Here is a 17,930-nt window from a genome sequence, read left to right as displayed (position 1 = left end):
TAATTTTTAATGGGGGAAAATAAAATTTATGAAATCAAATATAGCAGTTATTGGTATGGGTGTAATGGGAAGCTGTTTAGCTTTAAACATGGCAAATCATAATTTCAAAGTAGCCGTATATAATTACACTCCAGATTTAACAGAAGCTTTTGTTAAAAATCATCCACATGATAATATAACAGCTTTTTATGATGTAAAATCTTTAGTGGAAGGTATGACTCGTCCTCGTAAATTCTTTATCATGGTAACAGCAGGTAAAGCAGTAGATAGTGTAATTGAAAGTCTTTTACCTTATTTAGATAAAGAAGATATCATCATGGACGGTGGCAATTCCTTCTTTAAAGATACACAAAGAAGATATGAATATGTAACTTCTAAAGGATTTAAATATTTTGGTGTTGGTGTATCTGGCGGTGAAGAGGGAGCACTCAATGGTCCAGCATTAATGCCAGGCGGTAATAAAGAAAGTTATAAAGAAATCAAAGAAGTTTTAGAAGCTATTTCCGCTAAAGCTGAAGATGGTAAACCTTGTTGCACATATATTGGTGAAAATGGTGCAGGTCATTATGTAAAAATGGTGCATAATGGTATTGAATATGCAGATATGCAACTTATTGCTGAAGCTTATTTATTATTAAAACATGTTGGTGGATATGAAAATTCCCAGATTGCAGATATTTTCAATGAATGGAACCAAGGTGAATTAAATAGCTTCTTAATTGGTATTACAGCAGATATCTTTAAAGAAAAAGATGATTTAGGCGAAGGCGAATTAGTAGATAAAATCTTAGATAGTGCAGGGCAAAAAGGTACAGGTCGTTGGACAAGCTTAGCTGCTTTAGAACAAGGTGTGAATACATCTATTATGACAAGTGCTTGCAATGCTAGAAATATCAGTTCTTTCTATGAAAAACGTCAACAATTAGCAGCAAGTGGTTTGAAAAAAGTATTACCTGTAGAAATTGATGCAGATTTTGTAGAAGATGTAAGACGTTCTTTATATACAGCTAAAATTGCAGCATATGCTCAAGGTCTTGCTCTTTATAAAAGCGCTTCTGAAACATACGATTGGAATTTAAACTTAGGTGATATTGCTTCTATTTTTAGAGCTGGTTGTATCATTCAAGCGAGATTTTTAAATAATATAACTAATGCTTATCAGCAAGAACCTAATTTAGATAATTTAATTGAAAATGAATTCTTTGCTGAAAAAGTAAAAAATAATCAGCAATGTTTAAGAAAAATTGTAGCTAAAGCTATTTTAGCAGGTGTACCAGTACCAGCTTTTGCCAATGCAATTTCTTATATTGATGGTTTGAGTACAAAAGTTGTAGGTGCAAATCTCATTCAAGCTCAAAGAGATTATTTTGGTGCTCATACGTATAAACGCATTGATAGAGAAGGTACTTTCCATCATCAATGGCAAAAACATTTTGATAGATAATAAGAAAAAGCAGACTTTTGTCTGCTTTTTTTTTATAATATAAGATATTGAGATGAATAGAAGAGAGGCGTTTTTGATGAAAATTGCATTTAGTGATTTTGATGGGACATTATATTTTCACCATGAAGATATCATACCGCAAATAAATATAGAAGCTGTAAATGAATGGAGAAGTAAAGGCAATATCTTTGTTTTATGTAGTGGTAGAGATGTTCATTCTTTAATGCATGAAGTAAATAATCAAGAGCTTACTTATGATTTTGTAATTTGTAATAATGGTGGAACAATTTTTGATAAGAATTTGAAATTAATAAAATCTTTTCCATTGGATGAAATACAATTAGAAAAACTTGTTCATAGTGATATTGCCAAAGAAAGTTGGCATATTTTATTTTCATCAGCAGAAAAAATGAGAACAACGATAAATAGCCCTAAATCACAGTTGTTAAAGTATTTTGAGTCTGAAAAATATAAAAATCAAGATATCATTCAAAAAATAACTGTAGAGCAAGCTTTATCTGAAATGAATGTAATACAAATTAGTTTAGCCTATGAAACAGAAGAAATTGCTAATAATTATGCTAAACGCATAAATAATGAATTTGAAGGAGCTTTCTTAGCTAATATGAATTTAAATTGTATAGATATATGTGCTAAGGGGATAAATAAAGCTCAAGGAGTTAAAGAATTATTAAATTTACAAAAAGATAAATGCTTTGAACAGGTTTTAACAATTGGTGATGCTCAAAATGATGTGCCTATGATAAAAGAATTTGAAGGGTATAGTTTAAATTCAGCAACTATACATGCTAAAAATATTGCAACAAAATTGTATGATAGTGTAGGTGAAATGTTATTTGATAATATGAAGTAATAAAAGTTGTATTTTTGTATATTAGTTGTATTATATATATATTATTTGGTAAACTATATAGATACACATATAAATATAAAAAAGAGATTGTTATATTTATAAAAGGAAGGACGGTGTAAAAATGGCAACGGCAGATGCTCCGAAATATATAGATTTAATGAATTGGATAAGAGAGCAAATTTTAAGCGGAGAATTCAGTGTAGGCATGAGATTGCCTTCTGAAAATGAATTGGGGAAAAAATTCTCAATTAGTCGCCAAACTGTAAGACAGGCAACTAGCGTACTAGAAAGCGAAGGCTTACTAGAGAGAAGACGTGGTAGCGGAACATATGTATCTGCTTCAAAATCAGCAATAAAGAAAACAACAAGAAATATAGGTGTTGTTTTGACTTATTTAGATGATTATATTTTTCCAAGTATTGTACAAGGGATAGAGAAAGTATTGACTAAAAATGGTTATTTTATGCAGTTAGCTTTTACCTATAATAGAGTGGAAAAAGAAGCATATATTTTAGATACTATGTTGAAGAATAATATTGATGGTTTAATTATTGAGCCAGCAAAAAGTGGTATACCATATATCAATACAGATTTTTATCAAAAAATAAAATCAGCAGGAATACCATGTGTGTTTATTCATGCTGATACTAATCCGCCAATGAATATACCAAGCGTGCGTATGGATGATTATCTAGCAGGGCAATCGGCAGGTGAATACCTCATAAAACATGGACATGAAAAGATTGCTGGTATTTTTAAATCTGATGATATGCAAGGTCAATTGCGTTATTCAGGTGCGATCAATGCTTTGAAAAAACATAATTTATTGCAATCAGAAAAAAATATGTTTTGGTATACAACAGAAGATATCAAACTTATTATGAATGGTGAATTAGACCGTGAAATATTAAGACGTCTAAATGATGCTACAGCCATTATTTGTTATAATGATCAGATAGCAAGATATTTAGTCGATTTATTTACTAAAATTGATAAAAAAATACCAGATGATATTTCAATTATAAGTTTTGATGATTTGGAATTAGAGTCAGCTATTGGCTTAACAACTTTTGCTCATCCTAAGAAAGAAATGGGAAAAACAGTGGCTATACAACTTTTGAAATTGATGGAAAATCCAAGCTTAAATGTCAGTGTGAAATTCCCACCAAATCTAGTAGAAAGAGAATCTGTAAAAACATTTTAAAGCGAGTCATATGACTCGCTTTTTTTATAAAGTAATAGATAAAATATAAGAGAATAGTAATGATACTAAAGAAAAAACACTTCTTTTATGTTAGAATTGTGATACTTTAACATAAAAGAAGTGTTGATGTTAAGCAAGATTATTTAGGATTATTAGCAACATATTCTTTAATAACTTTTACAGCACCTTCAATACCTGTACGAGCTACATTGATTATTAAATCATAATCTTTAGGTTCGCCCCAGTTAAGTCCTGTATAGTAATTATAGTAAGAAGCACGTTTTTGGTCTTCTTTTTTTAATTCAGATAAAGATTTATGATAAACAAGTTGACCTCTAGTAGTTCTGAAATCATCGTCAGCAACGATAAAGAAGCTATAAGCATTATAGTCATTTAAGATATAATTAGCACAACGACCTACAAAAATACCAGATTTATAGTAATCAGCTAATTGTTTTATAGCGTTAGATTGAGGTTTAAACATAAACATATCATCATTTTGAACAACATTATCAAAGATATGTTCATATGGAGATTCATCACCATAAAGATTAGTATAAGTGAGATTTAATTCTTCTAATTTACAACCTTTTTCAAGATGTTCAGCAATCAAAGCAACTAATTTTCTATCATAAAGAGGGATTTGAAGTTCTTTAGCTAAAATTTCAGCTACTTCACGTCCGCCAGCACCATATTGACGACCTATTGTAATTAACATAATAATTTCCTCCTTGAACTTATCTCATTATTAGCAACCAATATCGCGAAGTTTTTTACCTTCCATAAGATTGCTTTCAATTTTTTCAAGAGAAACACCTTTTGTTTCTGGAACAATGTAAATTGTGCAGAAAATGAAGATTACGTTCAAAATACCGTATAACCAGAATGTTTGAGCGGAACCAATACCTTCGAGAAGGGAAAGGAATGTAGCACCGATAATCATGTTGGATACCCAGTTTGTAGTAGTAGAGCAAGCTATACCGAAATCACGGCTTTTAAGAGGTTGAATTTCAGAGCATAAAATCCAGATAACAGGTGCAGCACTCATAGCATAACCAGCGATGGAAAGAATTGTCATACCAACAGCAGTGTAAGAAATCCATTGAGCTGTATTTCCGCCTTCAAACTGCATGAGGCACCAGCCAAGAACGATAAGAGCGAAAGCCATGATACCGAAACCAATTTTAAGTGCGATTTTACGACCAGTTTTATCGATGAACTGCATGGAAATCCAAGTGAAGATAACGAATGTCATACCATCTAAGATAGTAGCAAACATTTGGTCTGTGTGGCTTTCAAAACCAGCAAGACTGAAGATTTTTGGAGCATAATACATGATGATGTTCTGACCAGTGAATTGTTGCATGAACTGTAAGAACATACCAAGGAAAACAACACGACGAACATTTTTGTTTGCTTTGAATAAAGAGAAACCAGCTTGTTTAACTTTTAAGCTATCTGTGATATCTTGGAGTTCTTCATGAGCTTTTTCTTTGTTACCACGAAGAACGTTAAGTACTCTTTGAGCTTCAGTTGTAAAACCTTTAGAAGCGAGCCAACGTGGGCTATCTGGTAATTTAGCAACAGCGATTATTAATAAGAATGCAGGGATACTGATGATACCAAGCATAAGTCTCCAGCTTTCTGTTGGAGCAAGAAGTGTATCAGAGATGAATGCGATAACGATACCGAAGTTAATCATGAGCTGATACATGGAAATCAAACGACCACGATGTTCTTTTTCACTCATTTCAGAAAGATAAAGTGGTGCTACATAAGAAGCAACCCCAATGGAGAAACCTAAGATTATACGAGAGATTAATAAAATTTCATAATTAGGAGCGAATGAAGAACCAAAACAACCAATAATAAATAAGAGACCTGCTGTTAAAATAGATTTTTTACGACCTAATTTAGATGAAATCCATAAAGTAATAATAGAACCAATAGCCGCACCAAACATCATAGAACTTACGATCCATTCTTGCATTTGGCTTGTGAGTGATAATTGGTCTGTAATGAATGGCAATGCACCAGCGATTACCCCAATATCAAGACCAAACAACAAACCAGCCATACCGGCTGCAACAGATACTAATTTGCGCATACGTTTACTTTGTTCAAGCGCTTCAGTGTCAATAGCTGTGGACATGAGATAAAACCTACCTTTTCTTTATTATAAAATTAACAGACAATTATAAATATCATACTAATTTAAACAATTTAATAAAGTTGTATGATATGTTGACAAGAAGAATTGTACTATAGTTTTTTTTATTTGACAAGTGCTTATTGCAAATAATTTTAAATTTTTTTGAATTTTTTTATTTAGGAAAAAGATTAATAAAAAATAATTTCCTTTATATAGATAAAGATTACTATAAAAATTATTTATATAGTGTAATTGTTAGAAAGATTGAAAAAATTTTTATAAATTTTATGTTTTTGCCTATTGAAATTTGTATAACATACATGCTATAATAAGACCATGTTGTATGACAATTATATATTATAATTTTCAAATAAATGGTAATATTAAATATACAACAGTTATAATAGAATTATTTGCAAGTAATAATATAAGTTATATTTTTAAAGAAAGAAGTTGTTTTTTATGAAAAAATTACAAGACTACAAATTTTGGTTTATCGTAGGTAGCCAGTTCTTATATGGCCCAGAAGCTTTAAAAGCTGTTGAAGAAGACGCAAAAAAAATGGTAGAAGGTTTAAATGCTTCTGGCAAACTTCCTGCAAAAATTGAATTTAAAGCTGTAGGTACTACTGCTGAAGTAATTGACAGATTTGTAATGGATGCAAACTATGATGATACTTGTGCTGGTATTATCACATGGATGCATACTTTCTCCCCATCTAAAATGTGGATTAGAGGTCTTAAAAAATTACAAAAACCATATCTTCACCTTCATACACAATATAATAGAGAAATTCCAAATGAAGAAATCGATATGGATTTCATGAACTTAAATCAGTCTGCACATGGTGACCGTGAACATGGTTTCATTGGTACTCGTATGCGTCTTGCTCGTAAAATTGTTGTTGGCTATTGGGAAACAGAAGCTGTTCAAAACAAAATCGCAACTTGGATGCGTACTGCAATTGGCGTAATCGCTAGTGCTGATTTAAAAGTTATTCGCTTTGGCGATAACATGAGAAATGTTGCTGTTACTGAAGGCGATAAAGTAGAAGCAGAAATCAAATTTGGTTGGTCTGTAAATACTCATGCAGTAGGAGATTTAGTACAGTACATCAACGCAGTAACTGAAGAACAAATTGATGCTCAAGTTGCTGAATATCAAACTAAATATGAAATGAATACAGATAATATTGCATCTGTACGTTATCAAGCAAAAGTTGAAGTTGCTATCAAAAAATTCTTAGAAGATAACAAAGCAGATGGTTTTGTAAATACATTTGAAGACCTTTATGGTATGGATCAACTTCCAGGTCTTGCAACTCAAGATTTAACTGGTCAAGGATATGGTTTCGGTCCAGAAGGCGATTGGAAAATTGCTTGCCTCACTGCAGTTATGAAAACTATGGCACAGGGCATTGATAAAGGTACTGCTTTAATGGAAGACTACACTTATCATTTCGGTAAAGATGGCGAAGATAGCTATAACCTTGGTGCACATATGCTTGAAGTTTGCCCTAGCGTTGCAGAAGGAACTCCAAAAATTGAAGTTCATGAACTTGGAATTGGTGGCAAAGATGCTCCAGCTCGTCTTGTATTTGAAGGTAAAGCAGGCAGTGCTATTGTAGCTACTCTTGTAGATATGGGTGGTAGAATGCGTCTTATCGTTAACGATGTAGAATGCGTAAAACCTATTATGCCAATGCCAAATCTTCCTGTAGCTCGCGTAATGTGGAAACCAATGCCAAGCCTTGAAGAAGCTGGTGAAGCTTGGATTTTAGCAGGTGGTGCACATCATAGCGTTATCAGCTACACTGTAACTGCTGAACAACTTCGCGATTGGGCTAATATGATGGGTATTGAATTCGTTCATATCACTAAAGATTTAGATATGGATAAATTTAAAGATCAGCTCATGCTTTCCGACATTATGTGGAAATTAAAATAATTTGTTAACTCTCTCTCTTTCCCCCATAACTTTATATATTTTCCCTTAACTGAGGGGGAAAGAATATTTTTTAAAACAACAGCGTATAACTATTATAGTTATACGCTGTTTTTGCTTATTATGTCAGATATAGTTGTAGCAGAAATAGTTTCGTTAGAGATTAAAGCATGAATTAATACGTGATATTTTGGTAATTTATCTAAGCCCCAAAGTAATTTTATATTAAATATATCTTCCATTACTTTTCCTAAATCTACGCCAAAAGAATCAAGAGAATGACGCATTTTATCTGGTTTTTTACAAGGCTGATTAACAGTTCTACTGCATTTGCAACAGTAACTACAGCCACCAGAAGATAGAGAAATTGTATTATCATTTTCTAAATTTAGTAGAGCAGTAGCTATTTCATTTTTTAGTTTGCGCAAAGTTTTGCGAGTAAATGTACTAATTTCTTCTTTAGTAGTTAAGCTATTTATAGTATCTTCACTGTAATTTATTTGTACAGCTACTAAATAAATAGATTTATATTGGCTCAAATAAGTTTTAGGATTAAAGCTAAGTGGTGGACAAGACCATTTATGTTTATAATTATTACATTGTTGGCAATAAGTCAAAAATTTGTCTATGTCTTGATAATTAGAAATAAAATCCTGCATATCATGATGGGCGACTTGAACTTTTGTAGTAAACATAAAAGCACTTCCTTAATTGTTAAGTTTTTTGATTTTAGGTTTGACAGCTATATTTGATAAGCTTATTATTAGTATGAATAAATTATAATACAAGAAGTGAGATTTTTATAGGAGGTCTTTTCATGGACTTATTGATGCAAGGTGTAGAGTATTTTCATAAGGGCGGATTAGTAATGTACATATTATTAATATGCTCAATCTTTATTATCACTATTGGTATAGAACGCTTATTATATTTTATGAAAGCTGATTCGGGAAGAGCTTTTGCACAAAATTTTTATAAATTGATGATTAATAATAAAATTGAAGAGGCTAGAAATTTAGCACAAAATAGCAAGGGGGATTTAGCTTCTTTAGTCGATTTTGCTTTCAATAAAATGCAAAATAAAAATATCAATTTGATGATGTTGTTGGAAGTTCAATCAGGGATAAGTATTTCTAAATTTAGAGAAAGACTTTATTATTTAAATGTAATTGTTACTATGGCTCCTTTATTAGGTTTATTGGGGACAATAATTGGTATGATTTCAGCTTTTAGCGTATTTAATTTAGAAGAAGGTCAAGCTATTGCTATCACTGGGGGTGTAGGTGAAGCATTAATCGCAACAGCTACAGGACTTTGTGTAGCTATTGTTTCTTTGGCTATTCATGCATATTTTGTGCAGAGAATAGACCGTATCGTAACTGATATGGAACAGGCTTTTTCACTAATTGAAGGTTATATAACTAGAGGTGAATGACAATGCGTTTAAAAGATAGAAGAGCGTTTTCTAAGCCTGAGGTCATGATTATACCAATGATTGATATTATGTTTTTCTTATTGGTATTTTTTATGCTCAGCACACTGTACATGGTGGATTTAAAAACTATTCCTGTAAATATGCCTAAAGTGCAAAATGCCCAAAGTCAAACAAATGTTAATTATTTAGTTACGATGAAAGCTGATGGCACTTTGTATTTAGAAAATAAATTGATAGATGAAGATACATTACTTCAAGGTGCAAAAGAAAAATATGAAGAAAATAATAATTTTGCTGTAGTTATTCGTGCTGATGAAAGCATTGATTATGGTAAAATAATGGCTTTATTAGATAAATTCAAGGCTATTGGTATAACTAAATTTGGTTTAGCGACAGAAACGATAGTACAAAAGTCGCAATAATGACTTGACATATTTATTACTAAATGTTATGGTAAAAATAGAATTAATTTTTTAATTAATTTTATTTATAATTTATATTGAGTGGAATAGGTGTCCCTAGGACTTAATAGATAAAGTAGTAAAAGCTACTACGGTCCCGCCGCTGTGAAAGTGAGCAACTTCAAAAATATGTCACTGAGATTTTCTTGGGAAGGCTTGAAGAAGCGATGAACTTGAGTCAGAAGAACTGCCTATTTGTCAATCACCGTTATGACCTGCGAGAGATAGGTAGGAGATTTATTACAGTATAAGGCTATCTCTACATCGGTATAATTCCATGTAGAGATTTTTTATACTAGAAATGAACCTTTGAGCGCGCAGAAGGTTCATTTTTTTTATGACTTTTAACCTAGCTTAAAAGAAAATTGTAGGATAAAGGGGATAACTCAGCTAAGAGAGGAAAGAACAATATGAAAGCTAAATGGAAAAAAATTTTAATGGCATCTATGGCATGTGTAGCCTTAACAGGCGTATCTGCAACATCTTTTGCTTCTGGTTATGAGTTGAGCTCTGAAGTAAAGACTGCAACTCCAGCTTTATTAAAAGCAACAGAAATTGGTTTACGTACTTATAATACAACAGATGAACAGCTAATGAAGGCACCAAATAAAGATGCTATTGTAGTGATGAGTTTTGGTACTACTTTTAAAGATACTCGTGCAAAAACAATTGAAGCAACTGTAGATGAAATTCAAAAAGCACATCCAAATACTAAAGTGGTATTAGCATTTACTTCACATATTATTATTGACCGCATTAAAGCTAAAGAAGGTATTAATATTCCAACTCCAGAAGAAGCTTTGGCACAACTAAAAGCTGAAGGCTATAATCGCATTGCACTCACTTCTTTAGATGTTATTCCTGGTATTGAATATACTTATAAAACAGCTGTTTATGATATTTACAAAACTCAATTTAAGAAAATGACTATTGGTACACCTCTTATGTATTGGATGGGACAAGAAAATCAAAGAGATGATGTAGAAGATGCTATGAAAGCACTTGAATCTCAAATGCCTAAATTAGGTAAAAAAGATGCAGTACTTGTTATGGCTCATGGTACACCAGATCCATCAAATGCATATTATGCTGTAATGCAAGATCGTTTAAATAAACTTTATGATGGCAAAGTTTTGATTTATACAGTTGAAGGTAATCCAAGATTAGAAGATGTCATTGAAGAGTTAAAAGCTAAGAAAATCAAAAATGTAACTTTAATGCCACTTATGATGGTAGCAGGTGACCATGCTAATAATGATATGGCAGGAGAAGAAGAAGATTCACATAAATCTATTTTAGAAAAAGAAGGTTTCAAAGTGGATACTTATCTTCACGGTTTAGGTGAAAATGAAAATGTTCGCCAATTATTTGTGGATAGAGCAAATGAAGCTTTTGATGCATTGCAAGCAGATAAATAAGCTGTGTGGCCTAAGCTTGACGCTTTTATATGGCAAGTGTAAAATAAACAAGAGCATTATTTTATTAAGTAATTTAGTTTCTACTAAAATATGCAAAATGTAATACAGTAAGGTATGTGGCAAATTTTGTCACATACCTTTTTATGCAGGAGGATTTTTAATCATGGCAGGAACTTTTTATGGTATTGGTGTAGGTCCTGGAGACCCAGAATTATTGACAATGAAAGCTATTAAAGCTATTGAAAAAGCTGATGTACTCATTGCACCAAAAACAGAAAAAAAAGATGGTAGCGTAGCTTTAAGCATAGCTAAACCTTATTTAAAAGATGATATTGAAATTGTATATCAAGTTTTTCCAATGGTAGTTAATTTTGAAACTACTGATGCATGGCAGAAAAATAAAGAAGAAATTTTAGCTTTATTACAAGCTGGAAAAAATGTAGTATTTTTAACATTAGGCGATCCAATGTTTTACAGTACATATATTTATGTATATCGTCTTTTAGCAAAAGAAAAAGATATAAATATTGAAACTATCCCAGGTGTGCCAGCATTTTGTGCGATTGGTAGTAAATTAGGTTATCCTTTAGTTGAAGGCAATGATATCATCAGTGTAATTCCAGCAACTGCTGATAAAGAAACTATTGATAAAGCTTTAGCTGTTTCTAATAATGTGGTAATGATGAAAGTTTATAAAAATTATCCTGAAGTAGTAGATGCTTTAGCTGAAAATGATATGGTGGATAATGCTGTACTTGTAAGCCGTTGTGGTCTTCCAGATGAAGAAATTATAAATGATTTACAAGCTCAAAAAGATAAAAAATTAAATTATTTATCAACTATTTTGACTAGAAGGAGTAAAGGTATTTAATTGCCTTAGATAATGTTACTATGAAAAAATTAAATGGTTTGTTTTGTATATTAGCTTTAGTAATATGTTTTTCAGTAATATTAGTTGGTTGTGGTAGTCAAACAGAGGAAAAAAATGCTTCGAGTGGAACTGATAGTTATTTAACTATTACAGATGATGCTGATAGACAAGTAGTTTTGACGAAAAAACCAGAGAGAATAGTACCATTATCAGCATCTTTTTTAGAGCCACTTCATGCTGTTGATGGAAAAATAGTGGCTAGGGTATCAGCAAAAACAGGTATTCCCAAAGAAGATGAAAATCTACCACAAGTAGGAAATGTCTATAATATTAATATTGAGAAAGTAATAGAAGCTCAACCAGATTTAGTAATTGCTTATAAGGGTATGAATGATAAATTTGTATCTACGTTTGAAGAAAATGGTATTCCTGTAGTTGTTCTTGAAATGCGTACGTATGACCAAGTAAAACATACTGTAGATGTTTTAGGGCAGATTGCAGGAAATCCAGATAAAGCAAAAACTTTGATACAAGATATGGATAATAAAATAGCAGAAATAAAAGACAAATTGCCAAATGAACATAAACGTATAGCAATACTACATAGTACAGCTCAAAATGTAACTGTACAGTTAGAAGGTAGTATTGCAGGTTCAACGGCAGAGATTTTGGAATTTGAAAATATTGCTAAGGGATTGACTCCATTAGAAAGCAATCCAACTTCTGCGCCATATAGTTTGGAAACATTAGTATCAGCAAATCCAGATGTTATCTTTGTTACAAGTATGGGAAAACTAGAAACTATAAAGAAATCTATGATGGAGAATGTAGAAAATAATCCAGCATGGCAGACTCTTCCAGCAGTAAAAGAAAAGAAAGTATATTTCTTGCCACAGGAATTATTTTTACTAAGTCCAGGCATTCATTATCCAGAAGCGGTTGAAACTATGGCTAAGCTTGTTTATCCAGATAAATTTAATTGATGGTGAATTGATATGACTATGCAAAAACAAGAAGTTTTACAAACTACAAAATTTGGCATAGCGATTAATAAATGGCGAATACTAATGATGATAGTATTCGCCATTTTAGCTTGCTCGGGCATTATATGCAGTATAATAAGTGGAGCAGTAGCTATTCCAATAAGCGAATTGAAAAATATTTTTATTGATGGTGTAAGTAGTCCTCACCAACAGATTTTATATAATATTAGATTGCCAAGAACGATAGTTGCAGGATTAGTAGGCATGAATTTGGCTATGGCAGGAGCTATTTTACAAGCTGTGATGAAAAATCCTTTAGCTGATCCACATATCATAGGGATTTCTTCAGGGGCAGGGCTTACAGGTATTTTAGTGATTGTATTATTTCCTGCTATGGAATATCTAATAACGCCTATAGCTTTTGTCGGTGCTATGATTGCAGCTATTTGCATTTATTTATTGGCATGGAAAAATGGTATAAGACCGTTGCGTATTATTTTAGCAGGGGTGGCAGTATCAGCATTTTTAGGTGCAGGTATTTCCGCTATTTTAGTTTTATATAGTGATAGAATACATGGTGCTTTGATGTGGATGGTAGGGGGCTTATCGGCTCGTTCATGGCCACATGTAGATATTATTTGGCCTTATGCTTTAATTGGATTTATTTTAGCAATGTTGGGTTCACGCCATTTAAATATTTTGCAATTGGGTGATGATATAGCAAAGGCTCTAGGGGTTAATGTAGAATTAACACGCATTTATTTGACTGCTATAGGAGCATTATTGGCAGCAAGTGCTGTATCTGTAGCAGGTTTATTAGGTTTTGTAGGGCTTATAGTGCCACATACAGCTCGTTTGCTTGTAGGTTCAGATTATCGCTATTTGATACCTTCGTCAGCACTTTTGGGAATAGCTGTAGTTACTTATAGTGATACTTTCGCCCGTGTAGCATTTGCTCCACTGGAATTGCCTGTGGGAATTTTCATGGCGATATTAGGAGCTCCATTCTTTTTATTTTTACTTAGAAAGGAGCTTTGATATGGTTAATTTAAAAGTATCTGATTTAATGATAAAAATATATGATAAATTGATTTTAGATGGAATTAATATTGATTTTAAAGCTGAAAAAAAGACAGCTATCATAGGGCCAAACGGTTGTGGTAAATCGACTTTATTAAAAGCTATCTCAGGATTAAATCGTCAGTATAAAGGCGAAATCTTGATTGATGGAGAAAATATTTTGCATTTATCCAGAAAAAATCTAGCGAAGAAAATGGCAATATTACCACAGGGAGCGACAACACCAACAGATTTGACGGTAAAAGAGCTTGTGAGTTATGGTAGATTTCCTTATCGCTCTATATTTAAATCATTGAATAATAAAAAAGAGCAAGCGATTATTGAAGAAGCAATGGAAAAAACACATATTACATCTTTTTCTCATCGCTTAGTCAGCACTTTATCTGGCGGTGAAAGACAGCGTACATGGATTGCAATGGCACTTGCTCAACAGCCAAAGATTTTATTATTAGATGAGCCAACTACTTATTTAGATATTGCTCATCAAATAGAAGTCATGCAGATAGTAGATGAATTGAATAAACGCGAAAAAATGACAGTGATTATGGTCTTACACGATATAAATCATGCTCGTATGTATGCTGATGATATAGTTATCTTGAAAGATAAACATGTATTTGAGCAAGGTGAGCCAAATACTGTACTTGATGTAGAAAATTTAGCTAAAGTATTTGGTGTGAATGCTAAGATGTATCAAAACTGTCAAAATCCAGAAGATAAAATAATTTTTCCAGTATCTTTAGTTAAAAATTAATATAATAAGGGGAATAAATATGCTTGAAATAAAATCCCTAAAGAAAAATTTTGTTTCTAAAAATAAACAAGGTAAAAATATAGAAAAAACGGCTGTAAGAGATTTAAATTTGACGATTGATGAAGGTGAAATCTTTGGGCTTTTAGGGCCAAATGGAGCAGGTAAGACGACAACTATTCGCATGCTTACCATGCTTACAAAGCCTACAGCTGGAGAAATTTTATATAAGGGAAAAGATATATTCAGCGACGAATTAAATGTAAAAAAATATATAGGAGTAGTACCGCAACATATAAATTTTGATCAGGATTTGACTGTTTGGGAAAATATGGAATTACATGGAAGATTGCATCACATTCCCAAAAGTGAGCGCCATGCTCGCATTGAAGAATTATTAAATTATGTAGAGCTTCAAGATAGAGTTAATGATAAAGTAAAAAGTTTATCTGGTGGTATGAAAAGACGTTTATTGATTGTGCGAGCTTTGATGCATAATCCTAAAATCTTATTTTTAGATGAGCCAACGGTGGCTTTAGACCCACAGGTGCGCCGACGTATTTGGGATTTAATACGTCGATTGCCAAAAGATGGTGTTACTGTAGTTTTGACTACACATTACATTGAAGAAGCAGAAAATCTATGTAATAGAGTGGCTATTTTAAATAAAGGTAGTTTAATAAAATTGGATACGCCAAAGGCTCTTTGTGAGCAAATTGGCAAATATGTTGTAGAATGGGATAGCGAAGAGTCTAGAGAGTATAAATTTTTTAATTCTCGTAAAGAATGTGCTGATTTTGCTGGAACTTTAGATGTAGCGACAACTATACGTCATTCCAATTTAGAAGATGTCTTCGTAGAATTGACAGGAAGGACGGTGAGCTGATTATGCTATATGATATTTGGACTGTTTTTTGGCGAGACTGGGTAGTATTGAAACATCGCATGATAAAATTCATCTTAAGCCGTATGGTAGCACCTATTTTATATATGGTGGCTTTTGGCTGGGGCTTAGGTAGAAGTATTAATACAGGGACTGGTTCATATTTAGATTTTTTAGTTCCAGGGATTTTGGCTTTAAATTCCATGAATATAGCTTTTAATAGTTTAACTCCTGTACATGCAGAACGTATATATCATAAATCTTTAGAGGAATATTTAGTATCGCCTATTCGACCAATAGCTTTTGTAGCAGGAAAGATTTTGGCTGCTGTGCTTCGTGGCATGATTTCTTCAGCGATTATCGTTGTTTTAGCTTATTTATTTGGTGCGAAATTTGCGATTACACCATTATTTATAATTATATTGATTATAAATTGTATCATCTTTGCTGAAATTGGTTTTTCAGCAGCAATGACAGTACAGACTTTTGAAGATATGGCAAGATTTAATACGTATATTTTATTGCCGATGTCATTTTTATGTGGCACATTTTTCTCTACGGATAAATTGCCATTATTACTACATTATTTTATTGAAGCTTTGCCATTGACGCATACATCGACTTTGTTACGTGCTATCACACATAATCAAGAAATTTCTATAGTATCTATTGGTATTTTATGTTTATATATGATTGTATTATTTATTATTTGCAATCGCATTTTAGGTAAGATAAAAAATTAAAAAATGCACTCCAATGAAAACTTTTCCCATTGGAGTGCATTTTTATTTAAATTTAAAATTCAATACCTTTTTGGGCTTTGATGCCTTCTTTATAAGGGTGTTTGATTTCTTTCATTTCCGTTACTAAATTAGCTTTTTGAATGATTTCTTCTTTGGCATTTCGTCCTGTCATAACGAGATGTAAATCAGCAGGTTTTTCAGCGATTAAATCTAAGACATCTTTTAAATCAACTAAATCAAAATCAATAGCATAATTTATTTCATCTAAGATAATCATATCCCATTTATTGCTCATCATTTCCATCTTTGCTTCTTGAAGTGCTTTTTTAGCAGCTTCTTGATGGATTTTTATATCTGTATTGCCTCGGCGAGTAAAACCTTCACCGCATTGTTTCACTGTGATATCTGGAGTAAATTTGGCTAAAGCTTTTAATTCGCCATATTTCCAACTGCCTTTGATGAACTGGAGAATTAAAACTTTTAAGCCTTCGCCCCATGCACGGATTGCAAGTCCTAAAGCTGCTGTAGTTTTTCCTTTGCCGTTTCCAGTGTGAACGATTACTAATCCTTTTTTATATTGAGTATCTTGCATTATCTATTATTCACCTACTTATGATTTAGAGACTAAGTTCTTGATATTTTGTGATTATGATATAACCAATGCACATAATGATTAAAAATAAAGTAGAAACATTGTACATTAATTTTATGGTTTGTTGAATATGTCGAGCATTTAATTCATTGATAGCTTCGCCCATGTAAGCTCGGAATGATTGACGACCAAAATAATAGTTTATACCGCCTAGGCGAATATCTAGTGCGCCAGCTACTGTAGCTTCTGTATAACCACCATTAGGGCTAGGATGTTTTTTAGCATCACGCATCATCATTTTTAAAGCGCCTTTGGCATTTAATTTGGAATAAAAGGCTACAACTATTAATAAAAGTCCTGTTATGCGTGCAGGAATGAAATTCAAAACATCATCAATGCGGGCAGCTGTTCTGCCGAAATAAATGTATTTATCATTTTTATAGCCAATCATAGCGTCCATGGTATTGCTCATGCGGTAAAGTACAGCGAGTGGTAGTCCACCGATAAAGAAATAAAATAAAGGTGAGATAATACCATCTACAATATTTTCCGCTACCGTTTCTACAGTGGCACGAGTGATATCTTGTTCATTCATGCGATTGGCATCGCGACTTACGATATAATTTACTTTTTTGCGAGCTTCATCAAGATTGTGATTGATTAATTCATCATAAATATCTTTGCCTGCTTTAGCTAGAGATTTTGGTGAAATCATAAAGCTTAAGATTACAGCTTGGATAAAGATATTGAGCCAATTAGGACAATTAAATACATCAAGAAGTGTGATTATGCCATAAGTTATGCCATAGCTAAAGCTCAATAATATAGCTACTAAAATAAAGCCACAGACTAATTTTGTAGGTTCAGTAGCATTATCTTTGCGCAATAATTTATCGAGGATATCAATTAATTTTCCCATCAAAGCTACAGGATGATATTTAGAATTAGGGTCGCCAATTATGCAATCAATGACGAAGGCTAAAAAAGCAATTAAAGCTATTTCCATTACATTCAACTCACATTTTTAAAATTTTTCTATGCATATTAATTATAGAAGCTAGATATTTTAAAATCAATAAATTACTACAAAAAAAT

18 protein-coding genes and 1 riboswitch are annotated in these 17,930 nt (G+C 32.3%); of the genes, 13 read left to right on the top strand and 5 right to left on the bottom strand.

The window, feature by feature from the left end:
• Positions 1 to 28 precede the first annotated feature (28 nt).
• The 3 genes from gnd (at position 29) to AC5LAX_RS10820 (ending at position 3,522) form a co-directional block, all read left to right on the top strand.
• Positions 29 to 1,444: an NADP-dependent phosphogluconate dehydrogenase gene (gene gnd, locus AC5LAX_RS10830; RefSeq protein WP_117585199.1), complete on the top strand. Its 1,416-nt coding sequence runs from the start codon at positions 29 to 31 to the stop codon at positions 1,442 to 1,444.
• Between the two features lie 76 nt (positions 1,445 to 1,520).
• Complete coding sequence (locus AC5LAX_RS10825; protein WP_117585200.1) at positions 1,521 to 2,318, top strand: HAD-IIB family hydrolase; 798 nt, start codon at positions 1,521 to 1,523, stop codon at positions 2,316 to 2,318.
• 121 nt (positions 2,319 to 2,439) lie between these two features.
• Positions 2,440 to 3,522, top strand: a complete 1,083-nt coding sequence (locus AC5LAX_RS10820) for a GntR family transcriptional regulator (RefSeq protein WP_117585201.1) — start codon at positions 2,440 to 2,442, stop codon at positions 3,520 to 3,522.
• A gap of 139 nt (positions 3,523 to 3,661) precedes the next feature.
• Here the strand turns inward: AC5LAX_RS10820 and AC5LAX_RS10815 are convergent, their stop codons facing one another.
• Together AC5LAX_RS10815 and AC5LAX_RS10810 are read right to left on the bottom strand one after the other, a co-directional pair.
• Positions 3,662 to 4,240 (bottom strand): cytidylate kinase-like family protein, encoded by a 579-nt coding sequence (locus AC5LAX_RS10815; RefSeq protein WP_117464492.1) that lies wholly within the window; start codon positions 4,238 to 4,240, stop codon positions 3,662 to 3,664.
• 30 nt (positions 4,241 to 4,270) lie between these two features.
• Positions 4,271 to 5,674 carry a sugar porter family MFS transporter gene (locus AC5LAX_RS10810; RefSeq protein ID WP_117585202.1) on the bottom strand — a complete coding sequence of 468 codons (1,404 nt, stop codon included), beginning with the start codon at positions 5,672 to 5,674 and terminating at the stop codon, positions 4,271 to 4,273.
• 462 nt (positions 5,675 to 6,136) lie between these two features.
• Between AC5LAX_RS10810 and araA the strand changes: the two genes are divergently transcribed.
• On the top strand, positions 6,137 to 7,621 hold the full coding sequence (gene araA, locus AC5LAX_RS10805) for an L-arabinose isomerase (protein ID WP_117585203.1): 1,485 nt from the start codon (positions 6,137 to 6,139) through the stop codon (positions 7,619 to 7,621).
• 98 nt (positions 7,622 to 7,719) lie between these two features.
• Here araA and AC5LAX_RS10800 read toward each other — a convergent pair whose 3' ends face one another.
• Entirely contained in the window at positions 7,720 to 8,313 is a 594-nt protein-coding gene (locus AC5LAX_RS10800) for a DUF2284 domain-containing protein (RefSeq protein WP_288909305.1), read from the bottom strand.
• A gap of 122 nt (positions 8,314 to 8,435) precedes the next feature.
• Between AC5LAX_RS10800 and AC5LAX_RS10795 the strand changes: the two genes are divergently transcribed.
• From AC5LAX_RS10795 to AC5LAX_RS10755, 9 genes are all read left to right on the top strand, one after another.
• Positions 8,436 to 9,053 carry a MotA/TolQ/ExbB proton channel family protein gene (locus AC5LAX_RS10795; RefSeq protein WP_018998889.1) on the top strand — a complete coding sequence of 206 codons (618 nt, stop codon included), beginning with the start codon at positions 8,436 to 8,438 and terminating at the stop codon, positions 9,051 to 9,053.
• A 2-nt stretch (positions 9,054 to 9,055) separates the two neighbouring features.
• Positions 9,056 to 9,475, top strand: a complete 420-nt coding sequence (locus AC5LAX_RS10790) for an ExbD/TolR family protein (protein WP_117585205.1) — start codon at positions 9,056 to 9,058, stop codon at positions 9,473 to 9,475.
• 71 nt (positions 9,476 to 9,546) lie between these two features.
• A riboswitch (cobalamin riboswitch) is annotated at positions 9,547 to 9,723 on the top strand.
• A 201-nt stretch (positions 9,724 to 9,924) separates the two neighbouring features.
• Positions 9,925 to 10,932, top strand: coding sequence for a sirohydrochlorin cobaltochelatase (locus AC5LAX_RS10785; protein WP_018998887.1), 1,008 nt, complete (start codon positions 9,925 to 9,927; stop codon positions 10,930 to 10,932).
• A gap of 163 nt (positions 10,933 to 11,095) precedes the next feature.
• Entirely contained in the window at positions 11,096 to 11,803 is a 708-nt protein-coding gene (gene cobI / locus AC5LAX_RS10780) for a precorrin-2 C(20)-methyltransferase (RefSeq protein ID WP_008539399.1), read from the top strand.
• 20 nt (positions 11,804 to 11,823) lie between these two features.
• A complete protein-coding gene (locus tag AC5LAX_RS10775; protein WP_167625283.1) occupies positions 11,824 to 12,786 on the top strand; it encodes an ABC transporter substrate-binding protein in 963 nt (320 codons plus the stop codon).
• A 12-nt stretch (positions 12,787 to 12,798) separates the two neighbouring features.
• On the top strand, positions 12,799 to 13,824 hold the full coding sequence (locus tag AC5LAX_RS10770; protein ID WP_018998885.1) for a FecCD family ABC transporter permease: 1,026 nt from the start codon (positions 12,799 to 12,801) through the stop codon (positions 13,822 to 13,824).
• A gap of 1 nt (position 13,825) precedes the next feature.
• Complete coding sequence (locus tag AC5LAX_RS10765; protein WP_288909306.1) at positions 13,826 to 14,620, top strand: ABC transporter ATP-binding protein; 795 nt, start codon at positions 13,826 to 13,828, stop codon at positions 14,618 to 14,620.
• Between the two features lie 19 nt (positions 14,621 to 14,639).
• Positions 14,640 to 15,503, top strand: coding sequence for an ABC transporter ATP-binding protein (locus AC5LAX_RS10760; protein WP_008539403.1), 864 nt, complete (start codon positions 14,640 to 14,642; stop codon positions 15,501 to 15,503).
• A gap of 2 nt (positions 15,504 to 15,505) precedes the next feature.
• Complete coding sequence (locus AC5LAX_RS10755) at positions 15,506 to 16,243, top strand: ABC transporter permease (protein WP_018998882.1); 738 nt, start codon at positions 15,506 to 15,508, stop codon at positions 16,241 to 16,243.
• Between the two features lie 52 nt (positions 16,244 to 16,295).
• Here AC5LAX_RS10755 and cobO read toward each other — a convergent pair whose 3' ends face one another.
• Positions 16,296 to 16,835 carry a cob(I)yrinic acid a,c-diamide adenosyltransferase gene (gene cobO / locus AC5LAX_RS10750; RefSeq protein WP_117585208.1) on the bottom strand — a complete coding sequence of 180 codons (540 nt, stop codon included), beginning with the start codon at positions 16,833 to 16,835 and terminating at the stop codon, positions 16,296 to 16,298.
• 25 nt (positions 16,836 to 16,860) lie between these two features.
• On the bottom strand, positions 16,861 to 17,841 hold the full coding sequence (locus AC5LAX_RS10745) for a cobalamin biosynthesis protein (protein WP_117585209.1): 981 nt from the start codon (positions 17,839 to 17,841) through the stop codon (positions 16,861 to 16,863).
• Between the last annotated feature and the right edge of the window lie 89 nt (positions 17,842 to 17,930).

It is taken from the genome of Megamonas sp. (assembly GCF_986095205.1).
Note: the sequence above shows the minus strand (reverse complement) of the source record. Positions and strands in the feature narration are given on the sequence as shown.